Genomic DNA, 19,318 nt, shown 5'->3' with positions numbered 1-19,318 from the left:
TATACTTATATAAAAGTAGCCATGACAACAGAAAACAGGAATACGGACTCTACCGGAGCTGAGGCAAACAAGCCAGAGAATCAAAACGAGAAAAACCCGGCTAACGGAAATCAGGAATCGCAGATGAATATTGTAGAGCAGCGCCTCGCAGAAATCAATGCAAAGAACCAGGCAGATGAGCAGCCTGATGCAACGCCTGAAGTTCCAAAGGAAGAGCAACCCGAAATAATGCCGGATTTAAAATCGGCAGAGGAGTCTGAGTCATCTGAAAGAATAACAGAAGCATTTACAGCTGCAAACACAGATGTTGTGGATGTAGAAGCTGAAAATACTTCACAGGCTACCAGCACAGAAGAACCAAGTACTACAGTAACCAGTGAGGCGGAAAATGAGCCTTCTACTGCTTCGGAAGAAAAACAACCGCAGGAGCATCACGAAGGCGAAGAAGACGAAGACGAGGAAGATCATACTGATTACAGCCAGCTATCGATTGATGAATTGAGACAGCAATTAACCTCCCTTTTAAAGAGTGGTGACGCAGCTAAACGCCATAAAACAGTTATTGAGATTCATAAGCAATATGACTCCAAATTTCAGACAGAGCGTTCCGAGGCATTAGAAAAATTTAAGCAGGAGGGAGGCACTGAAGATGATTTTGACTACCACACTTCTCCTGAGCACCAGAATGTTGAAGCACTCTTTACTTCATACCGCGATGCACGCTATGCTCAACGCCAGAACGTAGAGGAGCAGCGCCAGCGTAACCTGGATCGCAAGCGCGAATTGCTTACACAATTACGCGCTCTGGTGGAGTCTGCTGAAACAAAGAACAGCAACGAAGAGGTAAAACGAATACAGCAAGAATGGAAGAGCCTGGGCCAGGTACCTGCCGGTAGTGCGCAGGAGCTCTGGGACTCTTATCATGCCCTGCTGGATATCTTCTATAATAACCGCAGCATCTTTTATGAGCTGAAGGAACTTGACCGCAAGCGAAACCTCGATGCTAAAATGCAGCTGATAGACCGTGCCGAAGCGTTAGCCTCAGAGACATCTGTAAACAAGGCGTTGCAGGAACTGCGCCACCTGCACGAAGAGTGGAAAAACATCGGACCTGTTCCAAACGATCAGCGCGACCCAATTTGGGATAGATTTATAAAGGCCTCTGAAAAAGTACACGAAAAACGTCGCGCTTATCAGGAAAACCGCCGTGAGATAGAAACAGCCAACTTAGATAAGAAGCGTTCTATTCTAGAGCGTTTGCAGCAATACCAGAACTTTAATACCGACCGCATTAACGAATGGCGTGACAAAACTGATGAGATCCAGAAGCTGAAAGAGGAGTGGGACGCTGCCGGACTTGTGCCGAAAGAGCATGCAGAAGAAGTGAACAAATCCTTCTGGGGCAACTATAAAGCTTTCTTCCAGCACAAAAACCAGTTCTTTAAGGGGTTGGATGAGCAGAAGATGCAAAACCTGCGCTTAAAAACAGAATTGTGCGAAGAAGCCGAAAACCTGAAAGACAGTACCGACTGGAACAGTACAAAGGAAAAGCTGATACAGTTGCAGAAAAAATGGAAGACTATTGGCCGTGTACCTGATAAACATTCCGATAAGATCTGGCAGCGCTTCAGAGCAGCCTGTAACGAGTTTTTTGACCGCAAGCAGGCAAACGAGCAGCAGAAATCCGCTGAGCAGGAGAAACTGTCTGCTGAGAAACTGGAGCTTTGCGATAGAGTAGCAAGCAAACTGGCACAACCTACGGCAACTGGATCTTTGGAGGAGTTTGAGCAGTTTAAGCAGCAGTGGTCCGACCTGGACAAAGGCAATCAACGCACAAGCCCGAAAGCAGAGGACAAATTTGTTGCTTTAATGGAGAAGTACCTGGAGCGTGTGCCTGAATTGTCTCTAGAAGAAAGAACTGACAAGCTTGTGAAGCTACAGGTAGAGCGGATGAAGCACAGCCCAGATGCAGGACAGAAATTGCACCAACGCGAAAACACTATTCGCCGCGAAATTTCGCAACTGCAGAACGACATTCAGACGCTACGCACAAACATCGAGTTTTTTGCGCGATCTAAAAACGCCGACAAGCTTCGTATAGAGTATGAAGGCCGTATTGCAGATGCTCAGAAACGCATCAATCTGCTGCAGCACCAATTGGATGCATTCCGATCTTAAAAAATTTTAAGCTGAATCTCAATTTCTTACCTAAAGCGTTGCAAAAAATATAAGCGAGTAGTTGCATCATTTAAATCTTCGCTATACTTTTGCAACGCTTTAAAACAATAAAGCACACCAGATAGTAAGCCTCCATAGCTCAGCTGGTAGAGCAACTGACTTGTAATCAGTAGGTCGTTGGTTCGATTCCGACTGGGGGCTCATTTCCGAAAAGCAGCTGTTTGTACTTCTTCTGCTTTTTTAGACAAACATAAAGTACAAGCCTCCATAGCTCAGCTGGTAGAGCAACTGACTTGTAATCAGTAGGTCGTTGGTTCGATTCCGACTGGGGGCTCTTTAAGAGCAAAGCCTTCAGATATCTGAGGGCTTTTTTCATTTTACACCATTCCTGTTGCTGCCCCGCATAACTATACTTTGATTATGTTTTATCTGGCAGATTGATTTATTTAGCGCATCTTTTCAAAACAGAGCTATGCAACTAATTGAGGTAAACACGCCCGAACTTGCCAAAGAATTTTTGATGGTACAGGTAAGGATGTATAAAAAAGACCCTAACTATATCCGTCCACTCGACAAGGACATCAACAATGTTTTTGATCCGAAAAAAAACAAACTGCTCAGGGACAGCGAAGCGATACGTTGGATACTGAAAGATGGCAAGGGAGAAACGATAGGAAGAGTAGCTGCCTTCATAAATAAAAAAACAGCAAAGACCTTTGAGCAGCCTACCGGAGGCATGGGTTTTTTTGATTGCATAAATAATCAAGAGGCAGCTAATATGCTTTTTGATGCCTGCAAAAACTGGCTTCAGGAGCGTGGCATGGAGGCCATGGACGGCCCCGTAAACTTTGGCGACAGGGATAAGTGGTGGGGCCTGTTGATAGATGGTTTTACACCGCCTAACTATGGGATGCACTACAATTTCCCGTACTACCAGCAGCTGTTTGAGAACTATGGATTCGGATTATACTTTAACCAGTATACTTATTACAGAACTGTAGAGGATCCTCTTCCAGAAAAGTATAACGAGAAAGCACAACGTATACTTTCAGATTCTGCCTATTCTTTCAGGCACATGGAAAAGACAAAACTTGCAAAGTATACAGAAGATTTCAGGACAGTTTACAACAAAGGGTGGGCCAAGCACGAAGGAGTGAAACCGATGAGTGAAGCACAGGCTGCCACTGTTATGAAAACTCTGAAGCCAGTTATTGATGAGCGCATTATCTGGTTTGCTTATCATAACGAGGAGCCGGCAGGGTTCTTTATTGCCATCCCTGAGCTAAACAAAGTATTTAAGTATGTAAATGGGGAACTGGACCTGTGGGGCAAGCTTAAGTTTGTTTTTCATAAGTGGAGAGGGGCTTGCAACACCATGTATGGGATCGTTTTCGGTATTACACCAGAACATCAGAGCAAGGGCGTAGAGGCTGCCATGATTGTAGAGGCCGGAAAATTCATACAGGGTAATCCAAGCATGCCTTATGTAGATTTGCAGATGAACTGGATAGGGGACTTTAACCCGAAGATGATGCACCTGGTAGAGCAGGTTGGCGGCCGCATTTATAAAACGCATGCTACCTATCGTTATCTATTCGACAGAACAAAAGAATTTAAGCGCGCCGCTATCATACGCTAAGAAACGGAAGGCAGGTCCATCTTTGAATCAAAAGGTGAATCTGCTTCTTCGTTCCACTTCCAACCATCGTGCTCTACCATAGAGCGTAACATTTTGCGTCTGTAATCTAAATTACTTAAGAGAGATGGATCCAGTTGTTTTAATGGAAGTCCGCGTGCAAGCAATAAATCCACATCCAGAGATGGCACTTCTGTTTCAGCAGCACGATTTGATACTATGTCAAGTGTCTGTAAAAAATTTGTGACAGCCTTCCGGAGCGGAATCAGGTGCTGCGGATCCGGCCTCGTATTCTCTGGCAAGTATAGCAGCATGATCGTAAGCGCTTCATCAAGCATCGCCAAGCTCGGAAGCAGTGCAGTTGCTTTTTGCCCGTGGTGGAAGTACTGCAAGACGGGATAAGAGAGATGCATCTGTGCCTGTAAAGCGACACTCTCTGCCAACCCATTAAACTGATCTTCCAGCCGTTTGCAATCATTCCCATTCCAGTTGTCAAGTATAACCCTTTGACTTGTTTCACCTATTGATCTTATCCTGATGCTTAAAGCACGGCGTTCTGTTACAGCCGATATTACCGGTACCATGTAGGAGATAGCTATAGTGATCAGTGTAAGCCCTGCAAAGGAAATCACAGCAGAATATACTCTCCAGCCATCAGAGCCACCCTTATAATCACCATTGCCCATAGTGGATAATATGTATCCTGAGTAGTATAACCGTTGCATGGAGGTAGCCGGCAGATTGGTTGTACTATCCAGCACAGCATCCTGATCTGCCAATACGATCATAAAATGTCCTCCCCAAAGCAAAAGCAGCCAACTAAGTAAAGTAGCGCAAACGATTATGATACCTGCGCCGCGCATTATTTTATGGTTGCCTGTTATCTTGTAAAAGAGCCTAAGCGTGTTCCAAATAACTGAGGTAACAAAATCACTTATAAATCCGGCTCCACGCGGAGAAAACGTAGTATAAATTAAATCATAGGCAGTAATTAGAACAATAGATATTCCAGCAAATAAAAAGAAGTATGAGTCCATAAATGGATAAATGCGTTTTAGGCGATGTTGCGAAACCGCAGAAGTTTATACTTTTGTATACCCTTTCTTGTTACTACAAATGTGATAGCCTGTGTCTGCGGCAACAAGTTTGAGTAATTGGATTAAGGTTAAAATGTATGGATTCACTTACACAGATTGTATTAGGTGCCTCTGTAGGGGAGGTGGTAGCCGGAAAAAAACTGGGCAACAAAGCATTGTTATGGGGTGCAGTAGCGGGCACTATCCCAGACCTCGATGTACTTATAAACCCGTGGCTTGACACAGTACAACAGTTAAGCTTTCACAGGTCAATTACCCATTCATTTCTTTTTGCGTTGGTAGTATCTCCTGTGCTGGGCTGGTTGCTTCACCGGCTTTATAAGAAACACAATGCTGGTTTATGGACGTGGACGCTACTGTTCTTCTTTGGCTTTACGACACATGCGCTGCTAGACGCCTGCACAACCTGGGGTACGCAACTGTTCTGGCCATTCAGCAACTATGGCGTTGCTTTCTATAACATATTTGTGATAGACCCGCTGTACACGCTTCCTTTCCTTGGCTTTACACTGGCAACAGCATTTTACAGCAGGCACAGCATGAAGCGCAGGAGGCTTAATTATACAGGCCTTGCACTAAGTACATTTTACCTGTTGCTATCTTTTGTTTTTAAGGCACAGGCAAACGATGTTTTTGAACAGAATTTTGAAGCCAAAAGTATTAACCAAGAATCATACATCAGCAAGCCAACTCCGCTTAATACTGTATTCTGGTCTGTTACAGCTAAAACAGAGAACGGCTTTTATAATGGGTTTTATTCTTTAGCGGATAAAGAAAAATTGGTACCGCTGGAGTTTGAACCGCAACAACAGCAGTTGCTAGAGCCATACATGGGCCACCCTAAATTAGACAGGCTGCTGGAACTGACCAAAGGCTATTACACCGTTGAGCAGGCACCTGATAAAGGCATTTTGATCAACGATCTGCGTTTTGGTAAGTTTGACGGTTGGCGCGAGAACGGCGGTGGGTACGTGTTTGTGTACCATGTCTGGAAAGATGAAGAAGGTCAACTTCAGTTTGACGAAATAAACAATAGACCGAATATTGACAAAGAATATTTCGCAGCTTACTGGAACAGAATCAGGGGTAACAAAAGCCTATAAGTACAGTAGGAGGCTTAAATACGAACCAAAATCAATAAAGTATGAATGATAATCGTTGGTCACTTAAGAATAAAAAAGCAGTTGTAACAGGAGGGTCTAAAGGGATAGGAGAGGCCATTGTGGCAGAGTTGATAGCTTTAGGCGCAGAAGTATTGGCCGTTGCCCGCAAAGCCGAAGACCTGGAAAAATTGCATGAGCAACATCCGGAAAGATTAAACACCCTAATCGCCGATGTAAGCAAGCCGGTAGGTAGAGCCAAAATTCAGGAAGCAGTGCAGGAACTATGGACCGATCTGGATATCCTGGTAAACAACGTGGGTACAAACATACGTAAACCTACTGCAGAATACAGCCCTGATGAGTACGATTTTGTCATGAATACAAACCTTCGATCTGCTTTCGACCTAAACAGGCTGCTGTACCCGGAACTAAAGAGAAGCGGACAAGGCAACATTATACACGTAACCTCTGTGGCTGGTTTAACACATGTGCGCACCGGCAGCATTTATGGTATGACGAAAGCTGCCCTTACCCAGCTTACTAAAAATCTGGCAGCTGAGTGGGCTTTAGATGGCATTAGAGTCAATGCAGTTGCTCCCTGGTATATCAGTACCCCGCTAGCGCAAACGGTGCTTCAGAATAAAGAATATGCAGATGCAGTGATCAGCAGGACTCCCATGCAGAAAATAGGGGAGCCACAAGATGTATCTGCAGCTGTTGCCTTTCTTTGTATGCCTGCCGCTGCCTATATCACTGGCCAGACACTTGCCGTAGACGGCGGTTTTACGATCAACGGTTTTCAGCCTTAAATTATACTTAGATAGGTGAAAGTATAGATGCAAAAGCTGGTTTTTTTGTGCAAAAATGCTTACTTTTGTATGATATGGATATACTAAGCGTTAAGAAAAGTAACGCTTCATAATCTACTTTACATGGCAACAACCAGACTGCTTCTTATACTTGGCATTGCTTTAACCTTCTCAACTTTAACTTCTTGTAAAACCTGCCCTATATACTCCTGCCATGTACGCATGGTGCACGCTCACGGGGAGGAGGAGTTTAGAGGTCAGCCGCTCTGGAAAAAACAGAATCCGAAAGTAGGAGAGAAACTACCAAAGAGATCGAAGGAACAGCCGCCAACAAGAACAAACAAAAGCAAAAATAAGAATTAAGCTATATAGGCCTTAATGCCTTTTTTGCTTAACTTGCCCTATCTAAAAACACGAACAAAAATTAATTATTTTAGACCTTAGACATGATTGAAGGCGAACGAATAATACCGATTAACATTGAAGACGAAATGCGCGGCGCGTATATCGACTACTCAATGTCAGTTATCATTTCAAGAGCCTTACCCGACGTTCGGGACGGATTAAAGCCTGTGCACCGCCGCGTGCTCTACGGTATGTCCGAACTGGGGGTATCGTACAACAAAGCTTATAAGAAATCTGCCAGGATTGTAGGAGAGGTGTTGGGTAAGTATCACCCGCACGGTGACTCCTCTGTTTACGACACCATGGTGCGTATGGCCCAGGAATGGTCGTTGCGCTACCCGCTGGTAGACGGACAGGGTAACTATGGATCAATTGACGGTGATTCGCCGGCTGCCATGCGTTATACGGAGGCACGCCTGAAGCGTATTGCCGACGAATTACTGAATGACCTAGATAAGAATACCGTTGACTTTGTACCTAACTTCGACGACTCTCTGAAAGAGCCAAGCGTAATGCCTGCGAAGCTTCCTAACCTTCTGGTTAACGGTACTTCGGGTATTGCGGTAGGTATGGCTACCAACATGGCGCCTCATAACCTTACCGAAGTAGTAAACGGCATTGTAGCATTTATCGATAACCGTGAAATAACTATTGCGGAACTGATGCAGCATATTACTGCGCCAGACTTTCCAACAGGCGGTATCATTTATGGTTATGATGGAGTAAAATCTGCTTTCGAAACTGGCCGTGGCCGTGTGCTGATGCGCGGACGCGCTATCTTCGAAACAACGCCATCCGGTAAGGAGCAGATCATCGTAACGGAGATTCCTTACATGGTTAACAAAGCCTCTCTTATCGAGAAAACGGCTGCGTTGATCAACGAAAAGAAAATCGAAGGTATCTCGGATCTTCGCGATGAGTCTGACCGTGATGGCTTACGCATTGTGTACGACCTGAAGCGTGATGCTATTCCAAATGTTGTACTGAACAACCTATACAAGTATACTGCACTTCAGTCTTCGTTTGGCGTGAACAACGTGGCCCTTGTTAAAGGCCGCCCAATGACGCTGAATCTGAAGGATATGATCCACCACTTCGTGGAGCACAGGCATGAGGTAGTTATCCGCAGAACGCAGTATGAACTGGAAGAGGCACAGAAGCGTGCTCATATCTTAGAAGGCTTATTGATCGCCCTAGATAACCTGGACGAAGTAATTAACCTGATCCGTTCTTCACGCGATCCGGAAATTGCCCGCAATGGTTTGATGGAGCGTTTCGAGTTAAGTGAGATTCAGGCCCGTGCCATACTTGATATGCGTCTGCAGCGCCTTACTGGCCTTGAGCGCGATAAGATCCAGGCAGAGTACCAGGAGATCATGAAACTGATCGATGATTTGACGGACATTCTGGCTAATGAAGACAGAAGAATGCAGATCATCAAAGATGAGTTGTTAGAGATTAAAGACCGTTACGGTGATACCCGCCGCACAAGTATAGAGGCTAGCACCGGTGATATTTCTTACGAAGATATGATACCGGAGGAGAACATGGTAATTACCATTTCTCACGAAGGCTATATCAAACGTACTTCGCTGAGCGAATACCGCAGCCAAAGTAGAGGTGGGGTTGGTTCAAGAGGCGTTGCCGCATCTAAAGAAAGTGACTTTACAGAGCACTTGTTTATTGCCAGTACACACCACCACATGCTGTTCTTCACAGAGTTTGGTAAGGTGTTCTGGCTTAAAGTATACGAGATTCCGGAAGGAGGGAAGACCACCAAGGGGCGCGCTATACAAAACATCATTCAGATTGAGAAGGAAGATAAAGTACGTGCCGTACTAAATGTACATGATCTTAAAAACCAGGATTATATTTTAAATCATAACCTAGTGTTCTGTACCGAACAAGGTACAATTAAGAAAACCGTACTTGAAGCCTACTCACGCCCAAGAACTAACGGTATCAATGCAATTACCATCAACGAAGGCGACAGACTGCTGGATGTTCAGCTTACAAATGGCAACAGTGAGATCGTAATTGCGTTACAGTCCGGTAGAGCAATACGCTTCAATGAAAGCCAGGTAAGACCAATGGGCCGTAATGCAGCTGGAGTACGTGGTGTAACACTTGGCGGACCAGACGACAAAGTAGTTGGTATGGTTTGTGTACAGAATGAAAACACAGAACTATTAGTTGTTTCTGAAAACGGCTTTGGTAAACGTTCATTGTTAGATGAGTACCGCATCACTAACCGTGGTGGCAAAGGTGTGAAAACGATGAATGTAACTGAAAAGACCGGTAATCTGGTGGCAATTAAAGGTGTGGTAGATACAGATGATCTAATGATCATTAACCGCTCCGGTATTACGATCAGGCTACGTGTTTCTGAGATCAGGGTAATCGGACGTGCAACACAAGGTGTGCGCCTTATCAAGATTACAGAAGGCGATCAAATATCTTCGGTGGCTAAAATTGAGATGGAGGATGAGGAAGAGATTGTTTTAGAGCAGTCAGAAATCACTCCGGAAGATTCTCTGCAACCAGACACAATGATCGACCCGGAAACAACTGAAGAATAGTAAACTGTACTTAAAGGGAATTTTATTTCACTTAATATTCGTTAAACAGACAAACAAACCATTTTTCACAAACTAGCATGAAAAAAATACTTTTGACTGCCTTTGCCGCTGCAACTGTTACAGTTGCAAGTGCGCAGAATTCAGCTGTGAATAGTGCTATCTTAAACCATAAGAATGGCGTACTAGACAAGGCACAGACTGATATTGATAAGGCAATACAGCATGATAAAACAAAAGATAAAGCCAAGACTTGGTTTTACCGTGGTGTTATTTACCAAGACATGATTGGCAACCCAATCTACGGTAAATTAGCTAACGAAAATACACCAATGGTTGTACTAGAGTCTTTTGACAAAACAGTGGCTCTTGATGGTAAAGACGGTGAGTTTGGTAAATTGGTGCCAGAGCGCAGACAGATGCTATATGGCCAGGTACTTAACCAAGCTGTTGAATTCCACAACAACCAGGAGTGGGACAAAGCGATTGAGAAGTATGAATTAGCCTCTAAAGTTGACCCAACCGACACTACGGCCGTAATGTATGCTGCTTATGCCTCTACAGCTAAACAAGATTATCCGCAGGCAATTAAATTCTATGACAAGCTGATTGAGATTGGCCATAAAACTGAGGATGTGTACAAGAACAAAGTACAGCTTCAGCAGGCAATCGAAGCTAGTGACGATGCGGTAATGAGCACACTTTCTGCTGGCTTAAAAGAGCATCCAAATAGCGTTTACCTGATGCAGGAGGAGCTTAAGTATTATCTAAAGAATGACCGTGGCGATGAGGCTATGGCTAAATTAGAGAACGCTATCAAAGCCGATTCTAAGAATGCAAGCCTTTATGCAGTACTTGGTAACCTGCAGGAGCGTAAAAACAACTTAGAAGGTGCAACAGCTAGCTATAAAAAAGCAATCGAAATAGATCCAAACAATTTTGATGCTTATTATAACCTTGGTGTATTAGAGTACAACAAAGGCAGTGAAGTAAACAACAAAGCTGCTAAAATGGACTACGCAACATACCAGAAAAAAGGTAAAGCACTTGAGGCTCAGGCTAAAAAACACTACCAAGACTCTTTACCTTACTTCCTGAAGGCATTAGAAGTACAGCCAAACGATCAAGCTACTATGTCTACACTAGTTAAAGTGTATACTCGCTTAGGAAATAAAGCTGAAGCAGATAAATATTCTAAAAAGCTGAATCAGTAATTTTAAACACCATAAAAAAAGAGGAGCAGAAATGTTCCTCTTTTTTTATGCCCAATCAGTAGATTATGTTAAATAAAAGCCTTTCAAGATAAGTATAGCAAGGGAAGGTGCTTAGAGTATTCATACTTAAACCTAAACAAGTAGCTTATGAATAGTAAGACTACAGCAATCGTTTAAACCTAAATACTATGAGGATTCACTTTGATAAATAAAGGAAGTAGGTAAGATAAAATTCAAGCATGCAGTGAAATGGGAGGCGAAGTATAAATTTTTACAAGTTAACTATAATGGAGCGGATAGAGCTTATAATTAGATTTAAATCATTACCACAAACACTACTTAACATAATATAAATTATAAGACTTATAATATACGATGTAATACATCTATAATAAGTGTCACTAATAATATACTTTATGTTAAGTAGTTGTAGTAATCCCGCAATATAACATTGTATGCAGTTATACTTTAATTTCGGTAATTAACCTGATAAATTTTTGGCGTAACACCCACTTCCTTTTTAAATGCGCGGATGAAATAATTGAGGTCCTGAAATCCGGCCATATAGCAAGTCTGAGTAACAGAGTTAAAAGGATCTTTTAAATAGTTCTTAGCAAGCCGTATCCGCTCCTTAAGTATAAAATCTGCCGGTGTATAGCCGAATTCTTCTTTAAATTTCCTGTAAAAGTTGGCTCTGCTCATGCAGGCTCTATTTGAAAGGCTGTCTACATCAATACGCGTAGTAATATTGTCTTTAATATGCTGCATGACATGAGCAAAAGGATTAACGGATGCTAATTTTTTACAACCCCGCTCAAAAATATGGCGTGCTTGCGTCTGCATCAGCCGAATTAGTAGCTCCCGAAGCGTTAAGTTGGCAATAATGTCTTTCTCTGGTGTATGGTCTTTTAAACCTAACCTGATGAGCCGATTAGAGATTTCCACCAGATCCGGGTTGTTTTCCAGGTGCAGATAGTGTTTGTCCAGTTCCCAGGCCCTGTCTTCGATTTTTCGATGTCGCTCATTTAATACATCTAATGTTGCTTTAATATGGTCAGCAGAAATAGCCAGCGCAATGCATTGTGTCGGGTTATCCTTGGCAGCTTCCGGAAAATCGATCTTCATCAGCTCGTTAGGTGGCACGATAACAGACTCTCCTGGCAGATAATCAAATGACTCAACCGATTTAAGTTGCATTACTTTCTTGCCCCGCAGCATACTAGTAAAAACCCAATCTCCGAACTGTAGCTCTACCTCAGCTGCCCTCTTGTGTGTCTCAAACACATTAAGTTCGCAGTTGTCCATGGTATAAATTGAACGGTTTTCCACCAGCGTGTAGAGAGACTGCTCATCATGAACAGGAACAGGCGCTAAAGTATACTTGCTGTACATATACAGTTGAGAGGTAACAAGTTGTAGTATAAACTAAAATGAGACAATAAGATTATACTTTGATACAATTGGACAAGTAGATAACGGTTTTAATATTGAACTTGTTTGCGCAAATCAAACAATTTTAAAGATGGATACACTAGAAATGACCCAGGAAACGCAGGCAATATTAGAGCGGCCCGCTTTTAAAGAAAAGTATGAGCACTTTATTGGTGGTGAATTTGTGCAGCCCAGCAGTGGCGAATACTTCGACAACATCTCTCCTATAGATGGCAAACCCTTTACGAAAGCAGCCCGGGGCAACAAAGAAGACATAGAACGTGCACTTGATGCTGCACACAAGGCTTTTAAGAGCTGGTCTAAAACTTCTGCTGCCTTCAGAAGTAAAGTGCTGCTTGATATAGCCAATGTTATTGAGCAGAATGCGGAGCTTTTAGCTCGCGTTGAAACCGTAGACAATGGTAAAGCTATTCGCGAAACACGTGCAGCCGATATTCCACTTTGTATTGATCATTTCCGCTACTTTGCCGGTGTAATACGTGCTGACGAAAGCACTATGTCTGAGCACGATGAGTTTACAATAAGTATAAACTTGCAGGAACCTATAGGTGTGGTCGGCCAGATCATACCATGGAACTTCCCTCTGCTGATGGCCAGCTGGAAAATGGCTCCTGCACTTGCTGCAGGCTGTACAGTTGTGGTTAAACCGGCAGAGCAAACTCCTACCAGCATTCTTGTTTTAATGGAACTAATCAAAGATATCGTTCCTGCTGGTGTAATAAACGTGGTAACCGGTTTTGGAACTGAAGCGGGAAAACCGCTTGCCTCCTCCCCTCGCGTTGCTAAAGTTGCCTTTACCGGCGAAACTACCACAGGGCGGCTTATTATGCAGTACGCCTCTGAAAACCTTGTTCCAGTTACAATGGAGTTAGGTGGCAAGTCTCCTAATATTTTTATGCCAAGTATAGACGACGCCGACGACGAGTTTTTTGATAAGTGCGTGGAAGGCGCTGTAATGTTTGCCTTAAACCAGGGCGAAGTATGTACCTGTCCATCCCGTATACTTGTGCATGAAAGCGTGTATGATCGCTTTATGGACAGAGTTGTGCAGCGTACACAAGCCATCAAAGTTGGGCATCCGCTGGCAGAAGATACAATGATGGGTGCCCAGGCCTCTATCGACCAGTTTGAAAAGATTTTATCATACATGGATATTGGCAAACGCGAAGGTGCAGAGGTATTGTGCGGCGGCAGTGCGGCATCAATAAACCACGGTTTACAGAGCGGCTATTATATTCAGCCTACCATCTTCAAGGGTAACAACAAAATGCGTGTTTTCCAGGAAGAGATCTTTGGGCCTGTAACTTCTGTAACTACTTTTAAAGACACTAAAGAAGCAATAGCGCTTGCCAACGACACGCTGTATGGCCTTGGCGCAGGCTTATGGACCCGCGATGCGCATGAAATTTACCAGATACCACGCGCCATTGAGGCGGGCCGGGTTTGGGTAAACTGCTACCATGCTTATCCGGCACATGCTCCTTTCGGAGGATATAAAAAGTCTGGCTTTGGCCGTGAAACCCATAAGATGATGCTCAACCATTATCACCAGACCAAAAATATGCTCATTTCTTACGATAAGCGTAAACTTGGTTTCTTTTAAAAGTTTCTAACAAACAACAAGCCCTTCTGGTATAGCCGGGAGGGCTTGTTTATATATTTCAACTATGGATGTAAAGCGGGTATTAGTTACAGATAAAGCCAAAGAAGTGATAGATGAACTAAGGGCAAAGTATGGCCCCCTGATGTTTCATCAGAGCGGTGGCTGCTGCGACGGATCACAGCCGATGTGTTTTGAAGAAGGCGAATTTAAAATTGGAGATAATGACGTGCTACTTGGCGAAGTGCATGGCTGCAAGTTTTACATGGCCCGATTCCAGTATGAATACTGGAAGCACACGCAGCTAACGTTGGATGTAGTACCTGGCAGAGGCTCCAGCTTTTCCCTTGAAATTCCAATGGGTGTCAGGTTTCACATCAGGTCGAGGATATTTACAGAGCAGGAAATGGAAGCACTGCCTGAATTATAGCCCATCAACTAACTTCTGCAGCTGATGGGCTATTTTATTCAGTTAAGCAAAGTACTGTTCAGTTAACTGCTGCATCGGTTCAATCATCATACCGTATTCTTCGTTTCCGCCTGTAATCCAACCTACTGCAGCCACTGCCAGTGCTGTAACAACAGCAATTATCAGAGCAGGTAAAAAACCATCTACTTTAAAGTTTTTCACCAGAGCATCAACTAGCTTTATCATCAATGCCGTTACGATCAGGCTGACAATCGCCTCCAGCAGGAAAAACGATACCAGGTTAAAAATTCCTCTTAAAATCCATCCTAGTGTGGCGTTTACAATGGCTATAAGAAAGGCAACCCAAAGCGCAGTAATAAAGCTCTTTACATGCACACTCGACATGGCATAAGAAAGTATCAGAATAACACCAGCTGTAACTAACAGGTTAATTATAAAGTCCATAGTTTTATTTTAGTTGTTTTAGTTCTTAGACTTCATGTTACGTACAAAGGCGCTAATTTGATAGGAAACCTACTTTAGTTATCATATTGGGGCTTAAGTATACTGCTATATTGCTTCTCGAATTTCTCCACCTTTGGCTTTGCCACTGAAACTACATAAGGATCTGATGGATTGCGGACGTAGTAATCCTGGTGGTATTGTTCTGCGGGCCAGAACTTTTTAAGCGGCTGCACATAGGTAACAATCTTGTTTTTATACTTCCCTGAGCTAGCCAGTTTCTGAATATGGTCTTCTATGATGCGGCGTTCATCGGCAGTGCGATAAAAAGCCACAGACCTGTACTGCTCCCCTACATCTGGGCCTTGCCTGTTTAAGGTAGTTGGATCATGTGTAGCAAAGAAAACCTCCACTAATTTTTCGTAGTTTATACTATCCGGGTTATAGTATACCTGCACAGCCTCCGCAAAGTCTGTGTTGCCTGCGCTTACTTCTGCGTAAGTGGGGTTTGCGGTTGTTCCTCCGGCATAACCAGAAATAACTGCTTTAACTCCCTGCACACGCTCAAAGTATGCTTCGGTGCACCAGAAACAACCACCTGCGAAAGTGGCTTTTGCAAGTCCTGCTGTGTCAGCCTCAATCAAGTTGCTTGTATCTGAAGGACCTATAATCGATGTTTTGTCAGTGGTTTGTTGGGAGCAGGCACTGACCAGGAGAATTAAAGGAAGAAATAAGTATGAAAGTATAGCCATAGCAATGATAGTTATAAAATTATGTACGCACCAACCTACGTAACGGATTTAAACCATTCTTATAGCAGCGTTAATACAGGCCATGCTTCCTATCGGCAATTACTTTATCAAAGTCCCATTCTATTTTTTCTTTGAATGGGTGTTGGCGCACCTCGCAATCGTCTTTTGTGCAAATCTGACAGGAAGGTGCTATACAAGGGTCGGTGTGGATGAAGAGTTCTATACTTGGGTCTATCTTGTCTTGGATAAGCTTTCCGACTGCCTCTACCTCGTCGTGCGCCTCCTGTACGTTCAGGTACCAGGGCACGGTTAAGTGGCAGTCGATATGCAGCGTGGCACCATACTTTATCACCCTCAGATTGTGTATATCAATCCAGTTTTCGCGCCTGTTTTCGTTAAGCACCTGTACAATGCGCTTCAGCAGTTCGTAATCGGCCTCATCCATGATACCTGCAATGGCAGAGCGCAGTATTTTATAGCCGGTATAACCGATCATTAATCCAAAAATAATAGCTACTATACTGTCTAGCCACACCATGCCAGTGAGGTAAATAAGCAGTAAACCTATCAAAATACCCGCAGTAGAATAGGCATCAATTTTCAGGTGCTTCCCCCCTGCTATCAATACCAAAGAGTTATTGCGGTTGCCGCGCCGTTCAGTTATAGCGCCTACAACATAGTTTATGATCCCGCCGGCAGCAACAAGTATAATACCGATATCTAGCTGCCTGAGAATCTGAGGCTCGAACAAATTATAAACTGACTTTACAATGATGGCACCTCCTGCTACTACAATTAATGAGCCTTCGAGAGTGGCAGCTACAAACTCAATTTTCCCATGCCCGTAAGGGTGGTTCAAATCTTTTGGCTGCGCCGAAAGCACCAGGCTATAAAGCGAGAAAGCACCTGCCACCACATTGATGATAGACTCAAGTGCATCTGTAAGTATGGCGTTGGAGTTAGTAAGAAAGAAAGCTACAAACTTGGCTATCAGCAACAATCCACCCACTAGCAACACAGATATCTGTAGCCTGATGTTTTCGCGATAGTTTTTTCTGTTTAAGTCCACTAAGCGGAGTTAAGTTTATCAGAGGTAATTATACTTAGATCTAGCTAAAGATACACCTTTGCCACCACAAAGGCCATTGCAGAAGACCACTTTGGTTTAAATAACCGATTTAGCTGCTACTTAGTTGGCACGAAAAAGAAAAGGCGATGCTTTGTTTCATCGCCTGTACAAGAGCAGCAGTAATAAACTAAAGAGTATCGCTAAGGTCCAGCCAGTTTGGGTTCATGGAGGCTATCAAACTGTTTGTGCTGTTTCGATCTCCGCTTTTAATTTGCCGCTCTCTGTTCAGCGCAACCGCTTCTTCATCGTAGTGCTCGTAGTACACCAGTTTATGCGACAATGGCTGAATAGAATGGTCCTGCTCCCTAAGTTGGGCAACGCGTTGCAGTAAGTTGTCGGCAATGCCTATCTGTACATCTGCTCCGGGCTCTTCACCGAAAATGTACACGAAAAAATGAGGGTGTTTCTTTTGCATAAGAGTAGATCTTGCAGGTTAGTAGCTACCATGTGTATACTGCATGGATGCCTGTAAGGTTAACGCAAAGGAGAAGAAAGTAGTATTGTTGTTTTAGCCCCTATATGTGTAAATCAGGAGGTTTTATTTACCAGCCATTGCAGGGCGGAATCTATATCATAAAATGTTTCTATAGTTACCTGTGAACTTAGGCTGATAATCTGATCTGTGCCAAGTTGTGTATAAAATTCAGGAGAGTAAACCCAGGCAAACCAACGCACGCCAAGCTTATACATTTCAGGAAACCATACGTTACCTACCCAATCGATAGCTCCTGGGTAATGTCCGGTTACTTTACTGTTATTATTAAGAATTTTGGCATTAGAATGATTACGTAGGCAGTCAAGTATGGCATTGCAACCGGCTTTGGCTCTGGCAGCATCTATTACTCCCGACCAATCAGCATAGAGGTACTCTTCATCTATTTCTAATGATACGGTTAGAAAATCAGTGGTATATAAAACTCTGCCTTTGAAGTTGACCCCTTTGGTTATCATTTAGCTTATCTGTTTAACTTAAGTATACTTGCTATACGCGTTAGACCCTAAATGTATCATATTCAGATAGTATGATAGCAGAATGTAAATTTCTAAATCTCCTCAAGATCAAAATCCCTTCCTCTTCCATACTTTATCAAATCATGTAGATGGTAGAATTCTAGAGTGTGCAAATCTTTTAAAAGGTACTTTTCTTCTTCTGGCATCTCCATCACCTGAAAATCAAACTGTTCGCCGTAGTTAGTGAGCCTATACTTTTTCCCTTTACGAAGATTATCTACTGAAATAGCCATCTGGTCTGATTTTGCCTGTATACTTATACTTGCAAATATACGTGTTAATCATGGTTTGTTATGATTTAGTCGGCAAACTATACCAGCATGCTTACAAACCGCAGATTAGCTTATCTTTGCATTGGAATTACTATTAAAACTGTGCTGCAGCTGATTTACGAAGATGAATGGTACGTGGCTATTAACAAGCCAAACGGCCTGTTGGTACACCGCACCCGAATAGCCGAAGAGAAAAAGGAATTTGCGCTGCAACTGTTGCGCGATCAATTGGGATACCGTCTGTACCCGGTACACCGCCTTGACAGGGGCACCTCTGGTGTACTGCTATTTGCCAAAACACCGGAGGCTGCTGCACCAATGGTAAAGGCTTTTGAAGACAAACAGGTAGATAAAACTTATTTTGCCATTGTAAGGGGATACAGTCCTGAAGCCCAGACAATCGATAACCCGATCAAACCAGACAAAGACCACAAAAAAAAGGCTCCACAGGATGCTATAACTCACTACACCCGGTTAGCCACTATTGAGCTGCCCATACCCGTAGGTCGTTATGCAACTGCACGTTATAGTTTGGTAAGTATACAACCCGAAACAGGCCGTATGCACCAGATCAGGAAACACTTTGCCCACATCAGGCATTATATTGTAGGTGATAAAAGGCACGGCGACTGGCGCCATAACAAGATGTTTTTGGAGGAACTGGAAAGCCCTTACCTGCTACTGCACGCTGCTAACTTATACTTTGAACACCCGTTTACTGGAGAAGCTGTAAGTATAAAAGCACAGATGCCGGATAACATGCTGCGCCTTTGTTTCCGCTTTGAGTGGATGGATGTTTTAAACACGCAGGAGGTGCTGCCACAGCCAGTACAGGCTACTCAGGATTGAGCACACGTTTGACCATTTCTACCTGCAAGTGGGCTACCAGATCGTTTTGTGAGTTAGAGTTAAGCACCATGAGCATATAGGCCATCGGCGAAAGGCGCCAGTCTTGCACCAACTCACCATTCTGTGGCCTGAACACAACTTTAAAGTTCTCTCGCAGCGGAATATGCATGCAGGTGCACACTTCTGTGGCGCGCCTAAGGGCAGTTCCTAACTCATCCATGCTTTCACAACCAGTCAGGTGCAGCAGGTCCGAAGCATAGTACGTCAGGTTCTGGTCAGCCAGGCTATCTATGAATTGCTCCAGCGGACTATTTGTACTTGTTGTTTCAATGGTCATCAGCATGGCTATCAGTTTTTAATTTAA

General features: G+C 43.5%; 19 protein-coding genes and 2 tRNA genes. 12 read left to right on the top strand and 9 right to left on the bottom strand.

Annotation, left to right across the window (positions count from 1 at the left end; genetic code table 11):
- Positions 1 to 21: 21 nt before the first annotated feature.
- From H8S84_RS02465 to H8S84_RS02450, 4 genes are all read left to right on the top strand, one after another.
- Positions 22 to 2,178, top strand: a complete 2,157-nt coding sequence (locus H8S84_RS02465; protein WP_187065685.1) for a DUF349 domain-containing protein — start codon at positions 22 to 24, stop codon at positions 2,176 to 2,178.
- A 128-nt stretch (positions 2,179 to 2,306) separates the two neighbouring features.
- Positions 2,307 to 2,379: transfer RNA gene (locus H8S84_RS02460), tRNA-Thr, on the top strand.
- 60 nt (positions 2,380 to 2,439) lie between these two features.
- A tRNA-Thr gene (locus tag H8S84_RS02455) sits at positions 2,440 to 2,512 on the top strand.
- A gap of 138 nt (positions 2,513 to 2,650) precedes the next feature.
- On the top strand, positions 2,651 to 3,817 hold the full coding sequence (locus tag H8S84_RS02450) for a hypothetical protein (protein ID WP_187065684.1): 1,167 nt from the start codon (positions 2,651 to 2,653) through the stop codon (positions 3,815 to 3,817).
- On the opposite strand, the gene H8S84_RS02445 is transcribed toward H8S84_RS02450, so the two are convergent.
- Entirely contained in the window at positions 3,814 to 4,851 is a 1,038-nt protein-coding gene (locus tag H8S84_RS02445) for an ion channel (RefSeq protein WP_187065683.1), read from the bottom strand. The genes H8S84_RS02450 and H8S84_RS02445 overlap by 4 nt on opposite strands.
- Positions 4,852 to 4,988: 137 nt before the next feature.
- Here H8S84_RS02445 and H8S84_RS02440 point away from each other — a divergent pair, with 137 nt between their 5' ends.
- The 5 genes from H8S84_RS02440 (at position 4,989) to H8S84_RS02420 (ending at position 11,018) form a co-directional block, all read left to right on the top strand.
- Positions 4,989 to 6,014: a metal-dependent hydrolase gene (locus tag H8S84_RS02440; RefSeq protein WP_187065682.1), complete on the top strand. Its 1,026-nt coding sequence runs from the start codon at positions 4,989 to 4,991 to the stop codon at positions 6,012 to 6,014.
- 41 nt (positions 6,015 to 6,055) lie between these two features.
- Positions 6,056 to 6,823 (top strand): SDR family oxidoreductase, encoded by a 768-nt coding sequence (locus H8S84_RS02435; protein WP_187065681.1) that lies wholly within the window; start codon positions 6,056 to 6,058, stop codon positions 6,821 to 6,823.
- Between the two features lie 123 nt (positions 6,824 to 6,946).
- Positions 6,947 to 7,186 (top strand): hypothetical protein, encoded by a 240-nt coding sequence (locus H8S84_RS02430; protein ID WP_187065680.1) that lies wholly within the window; start codon positions 6,947 to 6,949, stop codon positions 7,184 to 7,186.
- A gap of 83 nt (positions 7,187 to 7,269) precedes the next feature.
- On the top strand, positions 7,270 to 9,807 hold the full coding sequence (gene gyrA / locus H8S84_RS02425) for a DNA gyrase subunit A (protein ID WP_187065679.1): 2,538 nt from the start codon (positions 7,270 to 7,272) through the stop codon (positions 9,805 to 9,807).
- A 77-nt stretch (positions 9,808 to 9,884) separates the two neighbouring features.
- Entirely contained in the window at positions 9,885 to 11,018 is a 1,134-nt protein-coding gene (locus H8S84_RS02420; protein ID WP_187065678.1) for a tetratricopeptide repeat protein, read from the top strand.
- 468 nt (positions 11,019 to 11,486) lie between these two features.
- Here H8S84_RS02420 and H8S84_RS02415 read toward each other — a convergent pair whose 3' ends face one another.
- Positions 11,487 to 12,410 carry an AraC family transcriptional regulator gene (locus tag H8S84_RS02415; protein WP_187065677.1) on the bottom strand — a complete coding sequence of 308 codons (924 nt, stop codon included), beginning with the start codon at positions 12,408 to 12,410 and terminating at the stop codon, positions 11,487 to 11,489.
- Positions 12,411 to 12,540: 130 nt separating this feature from the next.
- Here H8S84_RS02415 and H8S84_RS02410 point away from each other — a divergent pair, with 130 nt between their 5' ends.
- Positions 12,541 to 14,073, top strand: coding sequence for an aldehyde dehydrogenase family protein (locus H8S84_RS02410; RefSeq protein WP_230407020.1), 1,533 nt, complete (start codon positions 12,541 to 12,543; stop codon positions 14,071 to 14,073).
- A 64-nt stretch (positions 14,074 to 14,137) separates the two neighbouring features.
- Entirely contained in the window at positions 14,138 to 14,500 is a 363-nt protein-coding gene (locus H8S84_RS02405; protein WP_187065676.1) for a DUF779 domain-containing protein, read from the top strand.
- Between the two features lie 42 nt (positions 14,501 to 14,542).
- On the opposite strand, the gene H8S84_RS02400 is transcribed toward H8S84_RS02405, so the two are convergent.
- The 6 genes from H8S84_RS02400 to H8S84_RS02375 all read right to left on the bottom strand — a co-directional run bounded on the left by H8S84_RS02400 (position 14,543) and on the right by H8S84_RS02375 (position 18,066).
- Positions 14,543 to 14,944: a phage holin family protein gene (locus H8S84_RS02400; RefSeq protein WP_187065675.1), complete on the bottom strand. Its 402-nt coding sequence runs from the start codon at positions 14,942 to 14,944 to the stop codon at positions 14,543 to 14,545.
- A 74-nt stretch (positions 14,945 to 15,018) separates the two neighbouring features.
- Entirely contained in the window at positions 15,019 to 15,693 is a 675-nt protein-coding gene (gene msrA / locus H8S84_RS02395; protein ID WP_187065674.1) for a peptide-methionine (S)-S-oxide reductase MsrA, read from the bottom strand.
- A gap of 70 nt (positions 15,694 to 15,763) precedes the next feature.
- Positions 15,764 to 16,762: a cation diffusion facilitator family transporter gene (locus H8S84_RS02390; RefSeq protein ID WP_187065673.1), complete on the bottom strand. Its 999-nt coding sequence runs from the start codon at positions 16,760 to 16,762 to the stop codon at positions 15,764 to 15,766.
- A 187-nt stretch (positions 16,763 to 16,949) separates the two neighbouring features.
- Positions 16,950 to 17,237 (bottom strand): GIY-YIG nuclease family protein, encoded by a 288-nt coding sequence (locus tag H8S84_RS02385; protein ID WP_187065672.1) that lies wholly within the window; start codon positions 17,235 to 17,237, stop codon positions 16,950 to 16,952.
- 113 nt (positions 17,238 to 17,350) lie between these two features.
- Entirely contained in the window at positions 17,351 to 17,773 is a 423-nt protein-coding gene (locus H8S84_RS02380) for a hypothetical protein (protein WP_187065671.1), read from the bottom strand.
- A 92-nt stretch (positions 17,774 to 17,865) separates the two neighbouring features.
- Positions 17,866 to 18,066: a hypothetical protein gene (locus H8S84_RS02375; RefSeq protein WP_187065670.1), complete on the bottom strand. Its 201-nt coding sequence runs from the start codon at positions 18,064 to 18,066 to the stop codon at positions 17,866 to 17,868.
- 87 nt (positions 18,067 to 18,153) lie between these two features.
- Here H8S84_RS02375 and H8S84_RS02370 point away from each other — a divergent pair, with 87 nt between their 5' ends.
- On the top strand, positions 18,154 to 18,954 hold the full coding sequence (locus H8S84_RS02370) for a pseudouridine synthase (RefSeq protein ID WP_187065669.1): 801 nt from the start codon (positions 18,154 to 18,156) through the stop codon (positions 18,952 to 18,954).
- Here H8S84_RS02370 and H8S84_RS02365 read toward each other — a convergent pair.
- Positions 18,941 to 19,297 carry a hypothetical protein gene (locus H8S84_RS02365; protein WP_230407019.1) on the bottom strand — a complete coding sequence of 119 codons (357 nt, stop codon included), beginning with the start codon at positions 19,295 to 19,297 and terminating at the stop codon, positions 18,941 to 18,943. The genes H8S84_RS02370 and H8S84_RS02365 overlap by 14 nt on opposite strands.
- Between the last annotated feature and the right edge of the window lie 21 nt (positions 19,298 to 19,318).

This window comes from Pontibacter cellulosilyticus (assembly GCF_014306105.1).
Classification (GTDB): Bacteria; Bacteroidota; Bacteroidia; order Cytophagales; family Hymenobacteraceae; genus Pontibacter; species Pontibacter cellulosilyticus.
The sequence above is the reverse complement of the archived record's forward strand: the minus strand, read 5'-3'. Positions and strand labels throughout refer to the sequence as shown.

Excerpts from the sequence above, each read along its gene's own strand:
- H8S84_RS02465 (WP_187065685.1), top strand. The coding sequence starts at position 22 with ATGACAACAGAAAACAGGAATACGGACTCTACCGGAGCTGAGGCAAAC.
- H8S84_RS02450 (WP_187065684.1), top strand. The coding sequence starts at position 2,651 with ATGCAACTAATTGAGGTAAACACGCCCGAACTTGCCAAAGAATTTTTG.
- H8S84_RS02445 (WP_187065683.1), bottom strand. The coding sequence starts at position 4,851 with ATGGACTCATACTTCTTTTTATTTGCTGGAATATCTATTGTTCTAATT.
- H8S84_RS02440 (WP_187065682.1), top strand. The coding sequence starts at position 4,989 with ATGGATTCACTTACACAGATTGTATTAGGTGCCTCTGTAGGGGAGGTG.
- H8S84_RS02435 (WP_187065681.1), top strand. The coding sequence starts at position 6,056 with ATGAATGATAATCGTTGGTCACTTAAGAATAAAAAAGCAGTTGTAACA.
- H8S84_RS02430 (WP_187065680.1), top strand. The coding sequence starts at position 6,947 with ATGGCAACAACCAGACTGCTTCTTATACTTGGCATTGCTTTAACCTTC.
- gyrA (WP_187065679.1), top strand. The coding sequence starts at position 7,270 with ATGATTGAAGGCGAACGAATAATACCGATTAACATTGAAGACGAAATG.
- H8S84_RS02420 (WP_187065678.1), top strand. The coding sequence starts at position 9,885 with ATGAAAAAAATACTTTTGACTGCCTTTGCCGCTGCAACTGTTACAGTT.
- H8S84_RS02415 (WP_187065677.1), bottom strand. The coding sequence starts at position 12,410 with ATGTACAGCAAGTATACTTTAGCGCCTGTTCCTGTTCATGATGAGCAG.
- H8S84_RS02410 (WP_230407020.1), top strand. The coding sequence starts at position 12,541 with ATGGATACACTAGAAATGACCCAGGAAACGCAGGCAATATTAGAGCGG.
- H8S84_RS02405 (WP_187065676.1), top strand. The coding sequence starts at position 14,138 with ATGGATGTAAAGCGGGTATTAGTTACAGATAAAGCCAAAGAAGTGATA.
- H8S84_RS02400 (WP_187065675.1), bottom strand. The coding sequence starts at position 14,944 with ATGGACTTTATAATTAACCTGTTAGTTACAGCTGGTGTTATTCTGATA.
- msrA (WP_187065674.1), bottom strand. The coding sequence starts at position 15,693 with ATGGCTATACTTTCATACTTATTTCTTCCTTTAATTCTCCTGGTCAGT.
- H8S84_RS02385 (WP_187065672.1), bottom strand. The coding sequence starts at position 17,237 with ATGCAAAAGAAACACCCTCATTTTTTCGTGTACATTTTCGGTGAAGAG.
- H8S84_RS02380 (WP_187065671.1), bottom strand. The coding sequence starts at position 17,773 with ATGATAACCAAAGGGGTCAACTTCAAAGGCAGAGTTTTATATACCACT.
- H8S84_RS02375 (WP_187065670.1), bottom strand. The coding sequence starts at position 18,066 with ATGGCTATTTCAGTAGATAATCTTCGTAAAGGGAAAAAGTATAGGCTC.
- H8S84_RS02370 (WP_187065669.1), top strand. The coding sequence starts at position 18,154 with ATGCTTACAAACCGCAGATTAGCTTATCTTTGCATTGGAATTACTATT.
- H8S84_RS02365 (WP_230407019.1), bottom strand. The coding sequence starts at position 19,297 with ATGCTGATGACCATTGAAACAACAAGTACAAATAGTCCGCTGGAGCAA.